At 65.2% G+C, this 14829-nt stretch carries 12 protein-coding genes; all 12 read left to right on the top strand.

What is annotated here, in order from left to right; all coding sequences use genetic code 11:
* Nucleotides 1–32: 32 nt before the first annotated feature.
* The 12 genes from ASC68_RS00755 (at nucleotide 33) to ASC68_RS00700 (ending at nucleotide 14813) form a co-directional block, all read left to right on the top strand.
* Nucleotides 33–2141 (top strand): beta-galactosidase trimerization domain-containing protein, encoded by a 2109-nt coding sequence (locus ASC68_RS00755; protein WP_055873288.1) that lies wholly within the window; start codon nucleotides 33–35, stop codon nucleotides 2139–2141.
* 4 nt (nucleotides 2142–2145) lie between these two features.
* Entirely contained in the window at nucleotides 2146–3135 is a 990-nt protein-coding gene (locus ASC68_RS00750) for an ABC transporter permease (RefSeq protein WP_055873285.1), read from the top strand.
* A gap of 8 nt (nucleotides 3136–3143) precedes the next feature.
* Nucleotides 3144–4292: an ABC transporter permease gene (locus tag ASC68_RS00745; RefSeq protein ID WP_055875866.1), complete on the top strand. Its 1149-nt coding sequence runs from the start codon at nucleotides 3144–3146 to the stop codon at nucleotides 4290–4292.
* The gene (locus ASC68_RS00740; protein WP_055873276.1) at nucleotides 4282–5994 is read left to right on the top strand and encodes an ABC transporter ATP-binding protein; all 1713 of its coding nucleotides are present in this window, start codon (nucleotides 4282–4284) and stop codon (nucleotides 5992–5994) included. The genes ASC68_RS00745 and ASC68_RS00740 overlap by 11 nt, the downstream gene beginning before the upstream one ends.
* 86 nt (nucleotides 5995–6080) lie before the next feature.
* Nucleotides 6081–6947 (top strand): NAD(P)-dependent oxidoreductase, encoded by an 867-nt coding sequence (locus tag ASC68_RS00735; protein ID WP_055873271.1) that lies wholly within the window; start codon nucleotides 6081–6083, stop codon nucleotides 6945–6947.
* A gap of 8 nt (nucleotides 6948–6955) precedes the next feature.
* Complete coding sequence (locus ASC68_RS00730) at nucleotides 6956–8197, top strand: ROK family transcriptional regulator (RefSeq protein WP_248310466.1); 1242 nt, start codon at nucleotides 6956–6958, stop codon at nucleotides 8195–8197.
* 82 nt (nucleotides 8198–8279) lie between these two features.
* A complete protein-coding gene (locus ASC68_RS00725; protein WP_055873268.1) occupies nucleotides 8280–9260 on the top strand; it encodes a sugar kinase in 981 nt (326 codons plus the stop codon).
* Between the two features lie 61 nt (nucleotides 9261–9321).
* The gene (locus ASC68_RS00720) at nucleotides 9322–10347 is read left to right on the top strand and encodes a LacI family DNA-binding transcriptional regulator (protein ID WP_055873266.1); all 1026 of its coding nucleotides are present in this window, start codon (nucleotides 9322–9324) and stop codon (nucleotides 10345–10347) included.
* A 280-nt stretch (nucleotides 10348–10627) separates the two neighbouring features.
* Nucleotides 10628–11494: an ABC transporter permease subunit gene (locus tag ASC68_RS00715; RefSeq protein WP_197420991.1), complete on the top strand. Its 867-nt coding sequence runs from the start codon at nucleotides 10628–10630 to the stop codon at nucleotides 11492–11494.
* Nucleotides 11481–12437 carry a carbohydrate ABC transporter permease gene (locus ASC68_RS00710; RefSeq protein ID WP_082527797.1) on the top strand — a complete coding sequence of 319 codons (957 nt, stop codon included), beginning with the start codon at nucleotides 11481–11483 and terminating at the stop codon, nucleotides 12435–12437. Before ASC68_RS00715 ends, ASC68_RS00710 begins: the two co-directional genes overlap by 14 nt.
* A gap of 124 nt (nucleotides 12438–12561) precedes the next feature.
* Nucleotides 12562–14109: a DUF3502 domain-containing protein gene (locus tag ASC68_RS00705; protein WP_055873261.1), complete on the top strand. Its 1548-nt coding sequence runs from the start codon at nucleotides 12562–12564 to the stop codon at nucleotides 14107–14109.
* 56 nt (nucleotides 14110–14165) lie between these two features.
* Nucleotides 14166–14813 carry a DUF624 domain-containing protein gene (locus ASC68_RS00700; protein WP_055873257.1) on the top strand — a complete coding sequence of 216 codons (648 nt, stop codon included), beginning with the start codon at nucleotides 14166–14168 and terminating at the stop codon, nucleotides 14811–14813.
* The last annotated feature ends 16 nt before the right edge of the window (nucleotides 14814–14829 follow it).

The following is a 14829-nucleotide window of genomic DNA, read 5'->3' as shown; positions in this document are numbered from 1 at the left end:
TCCTTTTCTCAGACGCATCAGCGGTATTAGCGATGAACAGCACAGCCGAGGCCCTGAGCGGCCTCAGGTCACCCACCTGGTATGAAGGCGCGACGCGCTGGACGCAGCTCACTTTGGTCGAGGACGACCCCGGGAGCTACGACCTCGATTTCTGGCTCGGCGTGTTCGACGAGACCCGGTCGAACGCCACCTGCCTCTCGGCCGGCGGCTATGTCGCCTACTATCCGAGCAAGATCCCGCTGCACTATGTCAGCCGCTACATCGGCGACGGCGATCCGTTTGGCGACCTGGTGGCCGGGGCGCGGCAGCGCAACATGCATGTCGTCGCCCGCGTCGACCCGCACGCCGTGCATGCCGACGTGGCGGCAGCGCATCCCGAATGGATCTCGGTGACCGCCGAAGGCGAGCTCCGCAGACACTGGTCGTTTCCCGAGGCCTACGTCACCTGCGCCTGGGGCGGCTATAACCGCGAGTTCATGAGCGAGGTGATCCGCGAGATCGCCGCCGGCTACGATATCGACGCCATCTTCGCCAATCGCTGGTCCGGTCACGGCGTCTGCTACTGCGCCCATTGCAGCACCGATTTCCGCTTGAAGACCGGGCGCGAGCTGCCGCGCCGGCGCGACCCGTTCGATCCGACCTGGCAGGCCTGGCTGGGCTGGTCGCGCGATGTGCTCACCGAACTCGTCGGGCACTGGAACGGCATCGTCGCGTCCGAGCGTCCGCATGGCCGCTTCATTCCCAATATCGGCAACTCCTCGATGCTCGACTTCGCCCTCGACGAGGTGAAGCGCTATTGCCCGATCCTGTTCGTCGACCACCAGGGCCGCACCGGCGTGGTGCCGATTTGGTCGGCCGGCCGCGACGGCAAGCGCATGCGCGGCGTGATGGGCGACAAGCCGATCGGGCTGGTCACCTCGACCTCGGTCGAGGAAAAGTGGCGCTGGAAGGACTCGGTGCAGTCGCCCGAGGAAATCCGCATGTGGATGATCGACGGCATGGCGCATGGGCTGAGGCCCTGGTTCACCAAGTTCAACGCCAAGGTGCACGACAATCGCTGGCTGCCGCCGATCGTCGAGACCTACCGCCTCCATGCCGAGCTCGAGCCGGTGCTGTCAAAGCTGTCGCCGACTGCCGAGATCGCCCTGCTCGACCCCAGCACCACGCTCAGGACCTGGCATTCGGACGACCGCGACAATGCCGAGGGGCACGAGCTCGGCTTCTACCACGCGCTGGTCGAAGCCCGGATGCCGTTCGACCTGCTCTCCGACCTGGTGATGACCGATGCGGCGCTCGACGGCTACCGGCTGATCGCCGTCGCCAACGCGGCGTTCCTCTCCGAGGCGCAGTGCGACATGCTCACCCGCTATGTCGAACGCGGCGGTGCGCTGGTCACCAGCTTCGAGACTTCGCTCTATGACGAGCACGGGGTGCAGCGGCCGGATTTCGGACTCTCCCGCCTGTTCGGCGCCAGCGTTGCCGGGCCGACCGAAGGGCCGGTCAAGAACACCTACATCGCGCTCGACGGTGCCGATCACCCGATCCTCCGCGGCTTCGACGGCGCCTCGCGCATCATGGGCGGCACCCGCCGCATTCCCCTCGATGTTCACGGCGTCTCCGAAGTGCCGTTCCGTTTCGTGCCGCATTTCCCCGACCTGCCGATGGAGGAAATTTACGCGCGGGAGCCGGCCCTTGAACCTGCGGTGCTGGCCCGACAGGTCGGCAAGGGCCGGGTGGTCTACTTCCCCTGGAACATCGGCGAGATCTTCTGGGAAGTGACCAATGCCGATCATTCGCGGCTGCTCGACAACGCCTTCCGCTGGGCGCTGGGTAACCCGGCGCGCGTGCAGTCGGCTGGCCCCGGCCTCGTCGACATTGCCACCCGCGACGGCGCGGGCCAGATTTCGGTGCACCTCGTGAACCTCACCAACCCGATGATGATGAAGGGCCCGATCCGCGAAACCATTCCGCTGCGTGGCCAGTCGGTATCCGTCGCTTTGCCGTCTGGCGCTACGACGGCGACGGCGCGGCTGCTGGTTTCGGGGCAGGTGCCGGCCACCAGCCTCCAGGGTGGCAGGCTGCATGTCGATCTGGCCGAGATCCACACCAACGAGGTGGTGCTCGTCGAGTTCGGGCCCTGACGGCATGCTGCTCTATATCCTCAAGCGCCTGCTCTACATGGTCCCGACGCTGTTCGGCATGTCGCTGGTATCGTTCCTGATCATCCAGCTGCCTCCGGGTGATTTCCTGACCTCGCTGACCTCGGCGATCGCCGATTCCGGGCAGTCGCTCGACCAGGCCTCGATCGACCGGCTGACCGCGCTCTACGGGCTCGATCAGCCGTTCTACGTGCAGTACTGGAACTGGATCTCCAACATCATCTTCCGCGGCGATTTCGGCTGGTCGTTCGACTGGGGCCAGCCGGTGAGCCGGCTGCTCTGGGATCGCATGGGGGTGACGATTTTCGTCTCGGCCCTGAGCCTGGTGTTGATCTGGGCGCTGGCCATTCCGATCGGCATCTACTCGGCGGTGCGCCGCTACTCGATCGGCGACTATGTCTTCACCTTCCTCGGCTTTGTCGGGCTCGCCGTGCCGACCTTCATTCTGGCGCTGGGGCTGATGTACATCAGCTTCACCTGGTTCGGCCTCAATGTCGGCGGGCTGTTCTCGCCCGAATACGAGCAGGCGCCCTGGAGCCTCGCCAAGTTCATCGACCTGCTGCAGCATTTGTGGATCCCGGTGGTGGTGATCGCCATCTCGTCGACTGCGGCGCTGATCCGGGTGATGCGCGCCAATCTCTCCGATGAACTCAGTAAGCCCTATGTCGTCACCGCCCGCGCCAAGGGCCTCTCCGAGTTCACCCTGATCATGCGCTACCCGGTGCGCCTCGCGCTCAATCCGTTCGTCTCGACCATCGGCTGGGTGCTGCCCTCGCTGATCTCGGGCGTCACCATCACGGCGATCGTCCTCAACCTGCCGATGGCCGGCCCGCTGCTGCTGCGCGCCCTGGTCAGCCAGGACATGTATCTCGCCGGCGCCTTCATCCTGATCATGAGCGTGTTGACGCTGATCGGCATGCTGCTCTCCGACATCCTCCTCGCCGTGCTCGATCCGCGCGTCAGGTACCAGCGATGAGCGGCGTGATGTCAGAAGAAGATTTGGCCCTGCCGCCGCCGATCATCGCGCGGGCGGGCAACTCGGCCGCGACCGCCAGTCAGTGGCGGCTGATGGCCTGGCGCTTCAGCCGCCACAAGCTGGCGGTGGTATCGCTGGTCATTGTGGTGCTGCTCTATCTCACCGGCATCTTCGCCGAGTTCCTCGCGCCCTACAGCCCTGAGACCACCCGGCCGCAATATACCTACTCGCCACCGCAGGGCATCAATCTGTTCGCGCCCTCAGCCGATGGTGGCTGGGCCTTCAACTTCCACGCTTCAGGCTATGACATCACCGTCGATACCGAAGCGATGCGCCGGAGCTTTACCGCCAACCCCGACAAAACCATTCCGCTCGGCCTGTTCGTCGAGGGCCAGCCCTATCGGCTGTTCGGGCTGATCGACGCCAACATCCACTTGATCGGCGCCACCGACCCCAAGGAGGTAGTGTACCTCTTCGGCAGCGACCGGCTGGGCCGCGATGTGCTGAGCCGGCTGATCCACGGCACCCGCATCTCGATGTCGATCGGGCTGGTCGGGGTGGTGATCTCGCTTGTCCTCGGCGTCTTTTTCGGCGGCATTTCCGGCTATTACGGAGGCTGGCTCGACAGCGTCATCCAACGGCTGATCGAGGTGATCAGCGCCATGCCCACCATCCCCTTGTGGATGGGGCTGGCGGCGGCGATCCCGCTGACCTGGGGGCCGATCGAGGTCTATTTCACCGTCACCGCCATCGTCTCGCTGCTCGGCTGGACCTCCCTGGCGCGCGAAGTGCGTGGTCGCTTCTTCTCGCTGCGCAACGAGGATTTCGTCACTGCGGCGCGGCTCGACGGGGCAGGCGAGATGCGGATCATCTTCCGCCAGATGCTGCCCTCGATGACCAGCCACATCCTCGCCATGGTGACGCTGGCGGTGCCGGCAATGATCATTGCCGAGACCTCGCTGTCCTTCCTCGGCGTCGGGCTGAAGCCGCCGGTGGTAAGCTGGGGCGTGCTGCTGCAGGACGCGCAGAACCTCCGCGCCATCACCAGCGCCCCGTGGCTGCTGTTCTGGCCGGCTTTGTTCGTGATGATCGCAGTGCTGAGTTTCAACTTCCTCGGCGATGGGCTTCGAGACGCGGCGGATCCCTATGACAGCTGAACCCGACATCGTCCTTTCGGTCCGAGATCTGACCGTCGACTTCACCCAGCGTCAGGGCAGCTTCCGCGCCGTCGACGGCGTCAGCTTCGATTTGCGCGCCGGCCGCACGCTGGGCATCGTCGGCGAAAGCGGCTCGGGCAAATCCGTCACCGCGCGCGCCCTGATGCAACTGGTCGATCCGCCCGGGCGGATCACCAGCGGTTCGATCCGGCTGGGCGAGATCGACATCGCGCAACTGCCGCGGCGCGGCGAAGCCATTCGCGCCATTCGCGGCGCCGATATCTCGATGATTTTCCAGGAGCCGATGAGCTCGCTGTCGCCGGTGCATACCATCGGCGCGCAGGTGATGGAGGTGCTCGAGCTGCATTTAAAGCTCGACCGCAAGGCGGCGCGGGCCCGCACTATCGAGCTGCTCGGGCAGGTGGAAATTCCCAACCCCGAACAGGCGATCGATCGCTACGCCTACGAGTTCTCGGGCGGCATGCGGCAGCGGGCGATGATCGCCATGGCGCTGGCCTGTAACCCGCGTGTGCTGATCGCCGACGAGCCGACCACGGCGCTCGATGTGACTACCCAGGCCGAAGTACTCGACCTGATCGGCCGCATCCAGCGCGAACGCGGCATGGCGATGCTCCTCATCACCCACGACATGGGCGTGGTGGCCGAGACGGTCGATGACGTGGCGGTGATGTATCGCGGGCAGGTGGTCGAGGCCGGGCCGGTGGACCAGGTCTTCCACGGCGCCACCCATCCCTATACGCAGCGACTGCTCGCCGCGACGCTGAAGCTCGAGCAGCCGGCAGCGCGCCCGGCGCTATCGGTCGTATCGTCGCCGATCCTCTCGCTCCGCAACCTGGGCAAGACCTATCAGCTCGGCATCGGCGCCTTCGGCGGCAAGGCCAAGGGTACACTGCGCGCCGTTGACGCCGTCAGCCTCGAACTCGCGGCGGGCGAAACGCTGGGGATCGTGGGGGAAAGCGGCTCGGGCAAGACCACCCTGGGGCGGCTGATCCTCCGCACCGTGGAGCCGACCGATGGCGAGGTGGTTTACTCGCCGCCCGGCGCGGCGCCGGTTGTGGTGCGGACGCTCGATAAGGCGGGGCTGCGCAACCTCTACAGCGAGATCCGCTTCATCTTCCAGGATCCGTTCGCCTCGCTGAACCCGCGCATGACCGTGCGCCAGATCGTCGGCGAGCCGTTGCTGATCAACCGGCGCGGTTCGGCCGCTGAGATCAACGCCCGGGTCAGCCAGCTGCTCGAGCTGGTCGGGCTCGATGCCGAGATGATGGATCGCTACCCGCACGCCTTTTCCGGCGGCCAGCGCCAGCGCATCGGCATTGCACGGGCGCTGGCGCTCGACCCCAAGGTACTGATCGCCGACGAGCCGACCTCGGCGCTCGACGTGTCGATCCGCAGCCAGATCCTCGACCTGCTGATCGAACTCAGGCAGCGGCTGGGGCTGAGCTTCATCTTCATCAGCCACGACATCGGCGTGATCCGCTATTTCTGCGACCGGGTCGCGGTGATGCGGCGCGGCCGGGTGGTCGAGGTCGGCGACGCGCAGACCATCTGTACGTCGCCCAGCCATCCGTATACGCAGGCACTGATCTCTGCCGTGCCCTATCCCGATCCGCGCCGCCCGCGCATGCAGCAGCGCGCCCGCTACACCGAAACTTCCTTGGGCGTCGCTACGCTTCGTTGAATGCCCAAGGTATTGATTTTGTCGCGCTTTCGAACCGGAAAAGTCTGCAACTTTTCCTGAAAGCGCTCTAGAGAAAGAGGAACAAAATGGTCAAGGCAGCTTTCCTGGGGCTCGGCGTCATGGGCTACCCGATGGCCCGGCATCTGAAGGCCAAAGGGCACGAGGTCACCGTCTACAACCGCACCACGGCAAAGGCCGAAAAGTGGGTGTCGGAGCAGGGCGGCCGGCTGGCGAAGACGCCGGCAGAAGCGGCGGCAGGGCAGGACATCGTCTTCGCCTGTGTCGGCAATGACGATGATCTGCGTCAGGTGACACTGGGTGCCGAGGGCGCCTTCAAGGCGATGGCAAACGGTGCGGTGTTCGTCGACCACACCACCGCATCGGCCGGCATTGCGCGCGAGCTCCATGCCGCGGCCACCGCCGCGGGCTTCGGCTTCCTCGATGCGCCGGTCTCGGGCGGGCAGGCCGGCGCCGAGAATGGCCAGTTGACCGTAATGGTTGGCGGCGACCAGGCGACCTTCGAGATCGCCCAGCCGGTGATCATGAGCTTTGCCAAAGCGGCTCGGCTGCTGGGTGATCCCGGCGCCGGCCAGCTCGCCAAGATGATGAACCAGATCTGCATCGCCGGGGTGGTGCAGGGGCTGGCCGAGGCCATCCATTTCGGCAAGCAGTCGGGCATGGATATCGAGGCGGTGATCGACGTCATTTCGAAGGGCGCCGCCCAATCCTGGCAGATGGAAAACCGCTACAAAACCATGAATGCCGGCAAGTTCGACTTCGGCTTCGCCGTCGACTGGATGCGCAAGGATCTGGGCATCGTGCTCGAGGAAGGGCGCGCCAATGGCGCCAAGCTTCCGCTCACCGCGCTGGTCGATCAGTTCTATGCCGAAGTGCAGGCCATGGGTGGCAAGCGCTGGGACACCTCGAGCCTCCTCGCGCGGTTGGAGCGCTGACCGGTATCGTGAGCGCGGAGAGCGACCAGGCTCCGGTTCGTCCCGCGCAGCTGCCGCCGGTGGCGCGGCAGCTGTCGGTTCGCGCCATCATGGAAACGATCCTGCTCAATGGCCCGACCTCGCGGGCCATGCTGGCGAAACATACCGGCCTGTCGCGCCAGACCACCACGCAGGTGGTGCTGGAGCTCGAGCGCGACGGCTGGCTCGAAGTCTCGGGCAAGATGCAGGGCAAGCTCGGCCGCAGCGCCCCGACCTACGAGCTCACCGCCGGGTCGGCCTATGTGCTGGGCATCCGGCTCGAGGGTGAGATCGCGCAGATCGCGCTGGCCAATATCCGCGGCGAGGTGGTGGGCGAGATCGCCGCCGCCACCGACCCGCGTGGTGGCACCAATGTGGTGCGCCAGATCGGCGTGCTCTATCGCGAACTGACCGACACGCTCGGGGTGCCGCGCGATCGGGTGAAGCTGGTGGTGGTCGGCAGCCCCGGCGTGGTCGACCCGGTCACCGGCCATATCGACATCGCCCCCTCCATTCCGCACCTCGGCGACATCAACGTGGTCGAGGAGCTGCGCTCCGAGATCGGCGTGCCCCTGACCATCGAGAACGGCGTCAAGCTCTCGGCGCTGGGCGAGCTGTGGCAGGGCGTCGCCCGCGGGGCGCGCAACTTCGCCTATTTCGGTGTCGGGCGCGGCGTCGGCATGGGCATCGTCGCCGATGGCAAGCTGCTGCGTGGCGGGCGCGGGGCGGCCGGCGAAATCGCCTACCTGCCACTCGGCGGCAACCCGTTCGATCCCTCCGGCTTCGCCTCGGGCACCTTCGAGACGGCGGCCAATGTCGATGCGCTGCAGCGGCGCTACGAGGGCTATGGCGGTGCCGCCGGCTTCTCGGTGACCGAGATCCTCGCCGCCTATGGCCAGGGCGAGGCGGCCGCCGTCGCCGCCATCGACGAGACCGCCCGCTTGTTGGCGTTGGCGATCGGCGCGGTGCATGCGGTGATCGATGTCGACCTGATCGTCTTCGGCGGCAGCATCGGGCTCAGGCCCGAGATCGTCGAACGGGTGCGCGGCCTGCTGCCGCGGCTGATGCGCGAGCCTCCGAAAGTCGAGGCCAGCGCGCTGGCCGACCGCGCCACCTTGGTGGGCGCCCTCGGTGAGGCGCTGCATCGCTTGCATGCCGAACTATTCGGCGTCGAAGCCGTCCGCCGCGAACTGACGCTGTCCGACCTCGGCAAGGGCCGCACACCGCGCTAGCGGGGACAAGCCGGAGTGCATTGCAGCGCGGACACGTGCTACCGCTTGGCCACCACTTGCATGTGCCAGGGACGCCGTCGAAATGCCGAGCTCTGTTTTGTCCCCCGACGAACTGGGGCCGACCATTTGCGTCGGTGAGATCCTGGTCGAGATCGTCGCAACCACCACCGGCGAGGGGTTCCGTTCGCCGCAGCCGCTGGTCGGGCCGTATCCGAGCGGCGCGCCGGCGATCTTCATCGATCAGTGCAGCCGCCTCGGCGGCAGCGCGGCGATGATCGGCGCGGTCGGTGACGACGACTTTGGCCGGGTCAACCTCGATCGACTGCGCGCCGACGGTGTCGATGTGTCGGCGGTCGCCATCGATCGTCAGTTCCCGACCGGCAGCGCCTTTGTGCGCTACCGCGCCAGCGGCGCCAGGGATTTCGTCTACAACATCGCCACTTCCGCTGCGTCGCGGTTCGGCTGGGACGACAAGGTCGAGGCGCTGGTCCGTCGTGCCGGCCACCTGCATGTCATGGGCACGGCGCTGTCGATGCCGAGCGCTCGCGAGGTCATTGCGCACGCCGTCGAGATCATCAAGGCGCGCGGCGGCACGCTGTCGGTCGATCCCAATCTGCGCAAGGAGTTGCAGCTGAGCGCGCCGATCGAGCGGCAATTCGCCGAGCTGGTGGCCAAAGCCGATCTCCTCCTCCCCAGCGGTGACGAGCTCGAGCGCGCCGCCGGAGTGGACGGGGAAGCGGCAGCGCTCCGGCGCCTGTTCGAGCTTGGCGTCGGCGAGATCGTGCTGAAGCGCGGGGCGGCCGGCGCCAGCTGGTTCGGCCGCGACGGATCCCGCATCGATGCCGCGGCATTCGCCGTGACCGAACTCGACGCCACCGGCGCCGGCGATTGCTTCGGTGGTGCCTATGTCGCCTGCCGCCGGTTGGGGATGGGGCCCGAACAGGCCCTCACCTATGCCTCCGCGGCTGGGGCGCGCAACGTTACGGTTCGGGGGCCGATGGAAGGCGCCGGGACGCGGTCCGAACTCGACGCGTTCATCGCCGCTACGCCAAGACACGTGTGATTGCCGCTTGCATAGGTCCTGCCTTCTTGCCTAAGCAGGTCTCCCGGTTGGGGAAAGCGTCGTGGTCACGATCAAGGAAATCGCCAAGGCAGTGGGCGTCTCGTCCGCGACGGTGTCGCGGGTGCTCAACTTCGACCAGACGCTTTCGGTGACGCCCAAGACCCGGCAGGCGATCATCGAAACCGCCGAGGCGCTGAAGTATGAGACGCCGCGGGCCCGCAACCGCGCCTATCAGCAGGGGCTCGGCAAGGTGGCCCTGGTGCACTACCTGCGCCCCGACCAGGAGTTCGTCGATCCCTACTATGTCGGGTTGCGGCTCGGCATCGAGAGCCGTTGCCAGGCGCTGAAGATCGAGACCATCAAGGTTTACCACACCGACAGCCTGCCCGAGGCCTCGCTGCTGCGCGGCGCCTCGGGGATCATCGCCATCGGCCGGCACGACGAGAACGAGATCGCCTGGCTCAAGCGGCATAACCGCAACCTGGTGTTCGCCGATTTCGCCCCGCCGACCGACGAGATCGATTCGGTCGAGGCGGACCTGATGCTGGCGACGCGCAAGCTCCTGCAGTCGCTACGCGAGGCCGGCTATCGGCGGATCGCCTTCGCCGGCTGGGTCGATGTCTATGACGGGGTGGCGCCGACCCGGGTCGAACGGCGCTGCCGCGCCTATATCGAGTGGGCCAAGGAAGCCGGGGTGTTCGACGAGCGCATCTGCCTCACCGACGGCAAGACCGAAGACAGCGGCTACAAGCTGACCCGCCAGATCCTGTCGCAGCCCGACCGGCCCGACGCGCTGATCACCGCCAATGACAACATGGCCGTCGGCGCCTACCGCGCCATCCATGAAATGGGTCTCAGCATCCCCGACGACATCGCCGTGGCAAGCTTCAACGACATCTCGGTGGCGCAGTTCCTCAACCCGCCGCTCACCACCGTGCACCTTCCCGCGGAGGAGATCGGCGAGGGCGCCGTCGAGCTGCTGCTCGAGCGGATGGGCGGGCGCGAACTGCCCAAGCGGGTGACCCTTGCGACCAGCATTCGCTGGCGCGGCAGCACCCGAATCCGGGCGCCGCAGACCGCGAACTAAATATTTACTGAAAATCTTGCGCAGAGCGCATCCCCCGGCTAACACTATGCCGGCGGGAGGGAGACCCCGCACGACTGCACTGAGCCGACCAAGAGCAAAAAAGCTCGGGCCCGGTTGGTTGCGAGCCACATGAGAGCCGATCCGTCGGCCGCTCATCGGGGCAGCGTCTGGAGGGACGTCGCGGCTGACGGCAGAGAGGGGGAAGATGTCAGGAACGGATACGGCCCGGGGACCTAAGTCCATTTGGCGGCAGCTGGCGGACAGCAAGGTCCTCTTGCTGATGTGCGTCCCAGCGATCATTTTCTTCATCGTCTTCAATTACATGCCGCTGCCGGGCGCGTGGATCGCCTTCACCAATTTCAACTACCGCGACGGGATTTTCGGCAGCCCGTTCGTCGGCTTCAAGAACTTCGAGTTCCTGATCAAATCCGGCCAGCTGTGGACGCTGACGCGCAACACCATCCTCTACAATCTCGCCTTCATCGTGCTCGGCAACATCCTGCAGATCGCCATTGCGATCATGCTCAACGAGGTGCGGCTGGCCTGGTTCAAGAAGCTCAGCCAGGCCGCGATGTTCCTGCCGTTCTTCATCTCCTCGGTGCTGGTTGGGGTTATCGCCTTCAACCTCCTCAACTACGACACCGGCGCGCTCAACGCGCTGATCAAGCAGACCGGCGGCGACCCGATAAAGATTTACTCGAGCGCCGGCGCCTGGCCGCTGATCATCATCATGGTGCACCTGTGGCAGTCGACCGGCTACGGCTCGATCGTCTACTTCGCCGCCATCATGGGCATCGACCGCAGCCTCTACGAGGCGGCCACGGTGGACGGCGCTTCGGCCTGGCAGCGCATCCGTTTCGTCACCCTGCCGAGCCTCAAGCCGACCTTCATCATCCTGGTGCTGTTCGCGCTGGGCGGCATCATGCACGGCAATTTCGGGCTGTTCTGGAACCTCGTCGGCAACAATGCGGCGCTGTTCCAGACCACCGACATCATCGAGACCTCGGTCTACCGGATGGTGCTGTCGCAGAACAACTTTACCACCTCCACCGCAGTCGGCCTTTACCAGTCGCTGTTCGGCTTCGCCCTCGTCATGACGGCGAACTGGATCGTGCGCAGGATCAATAAAGACTATGCACTCTTCTGAGCTGGCACGCCCAATCGAGACGGAAGGTGTCGGCTTCGGGCCGGCCAAGCCCCGCGCCATCAAGCTCGATGGCAGCGACGTCGTCATCCGTTCGATTTCCTACATCACCATCACGCTGTTCGCGCTGTTCTGCCTCTTGCCCTTCGTCATGATGCTGTCGGCCTCGCTGTCGAGCGAAGCGGCGATCATGAAATCGGGCTTCGGCATCCTGCCCAAGGACTTTTCGCTCGCCGCCTACGAGTGGATCTTCAAGGCGCCCAAGCAGATCATCGGCTCCTATGTCGTCACCATCGTGATGACGGTGTTCGGCACGGCGATTGGCCTGTTCATCATTTCGATGACCGGCTACGCGCTGCACCGGAAGGATTTTCCGTTCCGCAACCACATCTCGTTCCTCATCTACTTCACCACGCTGTTCTCGGCCGGCCTCGCCCCGACCTTCCTGTGGGTGGCGCGCGACCTGGGGCTGCGCGGCAACTACCTCGCGGTGTTCCTGCAGCTGCTGATGACGCCGTGGCTCATCATCCTGATGAAGAACTTCATGCGCACCGTGCCCTACGAGATCATCGAATCCGGCAAGGTCGACGGCGCCGGCGATTTCCGCATCTTCGCCCAGCTCTGCCTGCCGATGATGAAGCCGGCGCTGGCGACGATCGGGCTGTTCCTGGCGCTCGGCTACTGGAACGAGTGGTACCTCAGCTCGCTCTACCTGGGCAGCACGGTCGAGTTCAAACCGCTGCAATACCACCTCTACAACATCATCAACACGGCGAACGCGCTGCGCAATTCCGTGGCCGGCTCCAATGTCAGCGTCACGGCGCTGCCGAGCAATACGCTGAAGATGGCAAGCGCCATCGTCGCGACCGGCCCGATCCTGCTGCTCTACCCGTTCGTGCAGAAATACTTCGTCAGCGGCATCACCATCGGCGCGGTGAAAGGCTAGCGGCGGCGAACAACCAACTACGCGGCCGGCGCCGATGACCGGCCGCACCCTCGAAGCCATTCGAGTTGAGGGAAATCTCGGCGGGAAAGTCGAAGAAGTCAAAAATTCAGAGGAGGAGTCTGAGATGAAGAGAAGGAACTTCGTGCGGGTCGGGGCGGCGCTGCTGGCCATCGGCATCAGCATGCCGGCGCTGACGGCAGGGGCGTTCGCCCAGGATGCGCCGACCGAGATCACCATGCTGACCATGGGCAACAAGCCCACCAACGGTCGCCTCGAGGCGATGCTCGAAAAGCTCAATGAGCTGCTGGTCGCCAAGGTCAACGCCAAGCTCGACCTGTTCTACATCGAATGGGCCGACTGGCAGACCCAGTACAACGTGCAGCTGCTGTCGGGCGACGACAATGTCGATCTCGTCGCCACGGCCACCGACTGGCTCTACGCCTGGGAGAACGCCGAGAAGGGCGCCTTCCTGCCGCTCTCGCCGGAAATGCTGCAGGCCAATGCGCCCAAGACCTGGGCGCAGGTCGAGGCCGACGGCCACTGGGATCTGACCAAGCTCGCCGACGGCAAGATCTATTTCGCCCCCGAGGACAACTACACCCAGTACACCAACCACGGCTTCTTCTACCGCGGCGACTGGGCCAAGGAGGCCGGCTTCGAGAACGGCGAGATCACCAAGTTCGAGGATTTCACCAAGTACTTCGAGTGGGTGAAGGCCAATAAGCCCGACGCCTATCCGTGGGATGTGGCGGGCGCCAACGAGGCGGCGCTCACCGGCTACATCCAGGGTCATACCGACTTCCAGACCCTGCAGGGGATCAGCGCCGGCAACTACATCCCGTTCCATACCACGGCGGCCAACCCCTTCACCGTCACCTCCTGGTACATGGAGGGCGACGCCCTGGTCGAAGCCGCAAAGCTCGCCAAGCAGTGGAACGATATCGGTGTGTGGCGCGAAGATGCGCTGAACTACGATGGCGATACGCGTGAGGAGCTCTATGCCGGCCTCTCCGGCGTCGAGCAGCACCACACGCAGACCTTCGTCAACGACATCGTCAACAACATGAATACCAAGCAGCCCGGCTCCGACCCCAAGTTCTTCTACTGGGGCCAGGAAAACGGCAACTTCTTCAAGGACATCTTCACCCACGGCGCCATGGCCGTGAGCGCCTACTCGAAGCACCCGGAAAAGGCGCTGCAGGTCTATGACCTGATCCGCAACGACAAGGAAATCTACGACCTGTTCAACTTCGGCATCAAGGATGTCGACTACGTCATCACTGCTGATGGCAAGCTCGGCTATCCGGAGGGCTACGACTCCTCGACCATGGCGCTGGGCACCGACTACTGGTGGGGCCGTACTGACGAGTTCGAGCTGCCGCGCACCACGCAGGCCCCGAACCGGGCCGAGATCATCGCCGCGCTCGATGCGAGGGCCAAGGACTACCCGTACTCGACGCTCATCGTGAACAAGCAGAACATCGACTCGACCCTCGCGGCGATGGCCGGCGTGCTGTCGGAGTACATCCCGCAGCTGCAATACGGCAAGTTCGAAGACCCGGCTGCTGCTGTCGCCGAAATGCGCCAGAAGCTGAAGGACGTCGGCTACGAGGACGCCCGCGCTTCCATCCAGGCCGACATGGACGCCTGGAAAGCCGCCCGCGGCCTCTGATTGTCGAACCGGACCGGGCGGTGTTTTCACCGCCCGGTCCCTCCGGAGGATCCAGCATGGCAACTCTGTTCTCGCAGGACTCGGCGTTGATGCGCGGCCTGAGCCTCGTTGCCGATGTGATCGTCCTCAACCTGCTGTTCGTCGCCACCTCGATCCCGCTCTTCACCCTCGGCGCCTCGCTGACGGCGCTGAACTTCACCGCGATGCGGCTTGCAACCGGGGAGTGCAACTCGGTGAGCGCGGACTATTTCCGCTCGTTCCAGCGCAACTTCCGCCAGGCCACGGTGATCTGGCTGCTGCTGCTGGCCTTGGTTGGCGTCTTGGCCGCCTGGTATGTCGTCGTCACCAACCTGACCTTCGGACCCCTGGCCGAGCTGCTCCTCCTCGCCGTCTGGTATGCGCTCGCCTTCAACTTCGCCGCCGCCGCCCTGTTCGTCTTCCCCTATCTCGCCAGCTTCGACGGCCGCACCCGCGACGTGCTGCGCAACGCGCGCCTCCTCTCCTGGAAGCACCCCTTTACCGGGCTCGCTGCGCTGGGGCTGATCGCCCTCTCGGTGATCATCACCATCTTCTACCCGCAGTTCACCGGCTACGGACTGTTCTGGTTCTTCGTCGGCTTTGCCGGCATCGCCACCATCAACGGACGCCTGTTTGCCGGCGTCTTCAGCAAATACATCGCTGCCGCTGCGTCGGCATCCACCTGATAGATAAGGGCCGAAG

It is taken from the genome of Devosia sp. Root105, assembly GCF_001424865.1.
In the GTDB taxonomy this organism is placed as follows: Bacteria; Pseudomonadota; Alphaproteobacteria; order Rhizobiales; family Devosiaceae; genus Devosia_A.
The sequence above is the reverse complement of the archived record's forward strand: the minus strand, read 5'-3'. Positions and strand labels throughout refer to the sequence as shown.

What these genes read in the sequence shown, in the direction of transcription:
- ASC68_RS00750 (WP_055873285.1), top strand. Translation starts at nt 2,146, where the DNA reads ATGCTGCTCTATATCCTCAAGCGCCTGCTCTACATGGTCCCGACGCTG.
- ASC68_RS00725 (WP_055873268.1), top strand. Translation starts at nt 8,280, where the DNA reads ATGCCGAGCTCTGTTTTGTCCCCCGACGAACTGGGGCCGACCATTTGC.
- ASC68_RS00755 (WP_055873288.1), top strand. Translation starts at nt 33, where the DNA reads ATGAACAGCACAGCCGAGGCCCTGAGCGGCCTCAGGTCACCCACCTGG.
- ASC68_RS00710 (WP_082527797.1), top strand. Translation starts at nt 11,481, where the DNA reads ATGCACTCTTCTGAGCTGGCACGCCCAATCGAGACGGAAGGTGTCGGC.
- ASC68_RS00735 (WP_055873271.1), top strand. Translation starts at nt 6,081, where the DNA reads ATGGTCAAGGCAGCTTTCCTGGGGCTCGGCGTCATGGGCTACCCGATG.
- ASC68_RS00740 (WP_055873276.1), top strand. Translation starts at nt 4,282, where the DNA reads ATGACAGCTGAACCCGACATCGTCCTTTCGGTCCGAGATCTGACCGTC.
- ASC68_RS00705 (WP_055873261.1), top strand. Translation starts at nt 12,562, where the DNA reads ATGAAGAGAAGGAACTTCGTGCGGGTCGGGGCGGCGCTGCTGGCCATC.
- ASC68_RS00745 (WP_055875866.1), top strand. Translation starts at nt 3,144, where the DNA reads ATGTCAGAAGAAGATTTGGCCCTGCCGCCGCCGATCATCGCGCGGGCG.
- ASC68_RS00700 (WP_055873257.1), top strand. Translation starts at nt 14,166, where the DNA reads ATGGCAACTCTGTTCTCGCAGGACTCGGCGTTGATGCGCGGCCTGAGC.
- ASC68_RS00715 (WP_197420991.1), top strand. Translation starts at nt 10,628, where the DNA reads ATGTGCGTCCCAGCGATCATTTTCTTCATCGTCTTCAATTACATGCCG.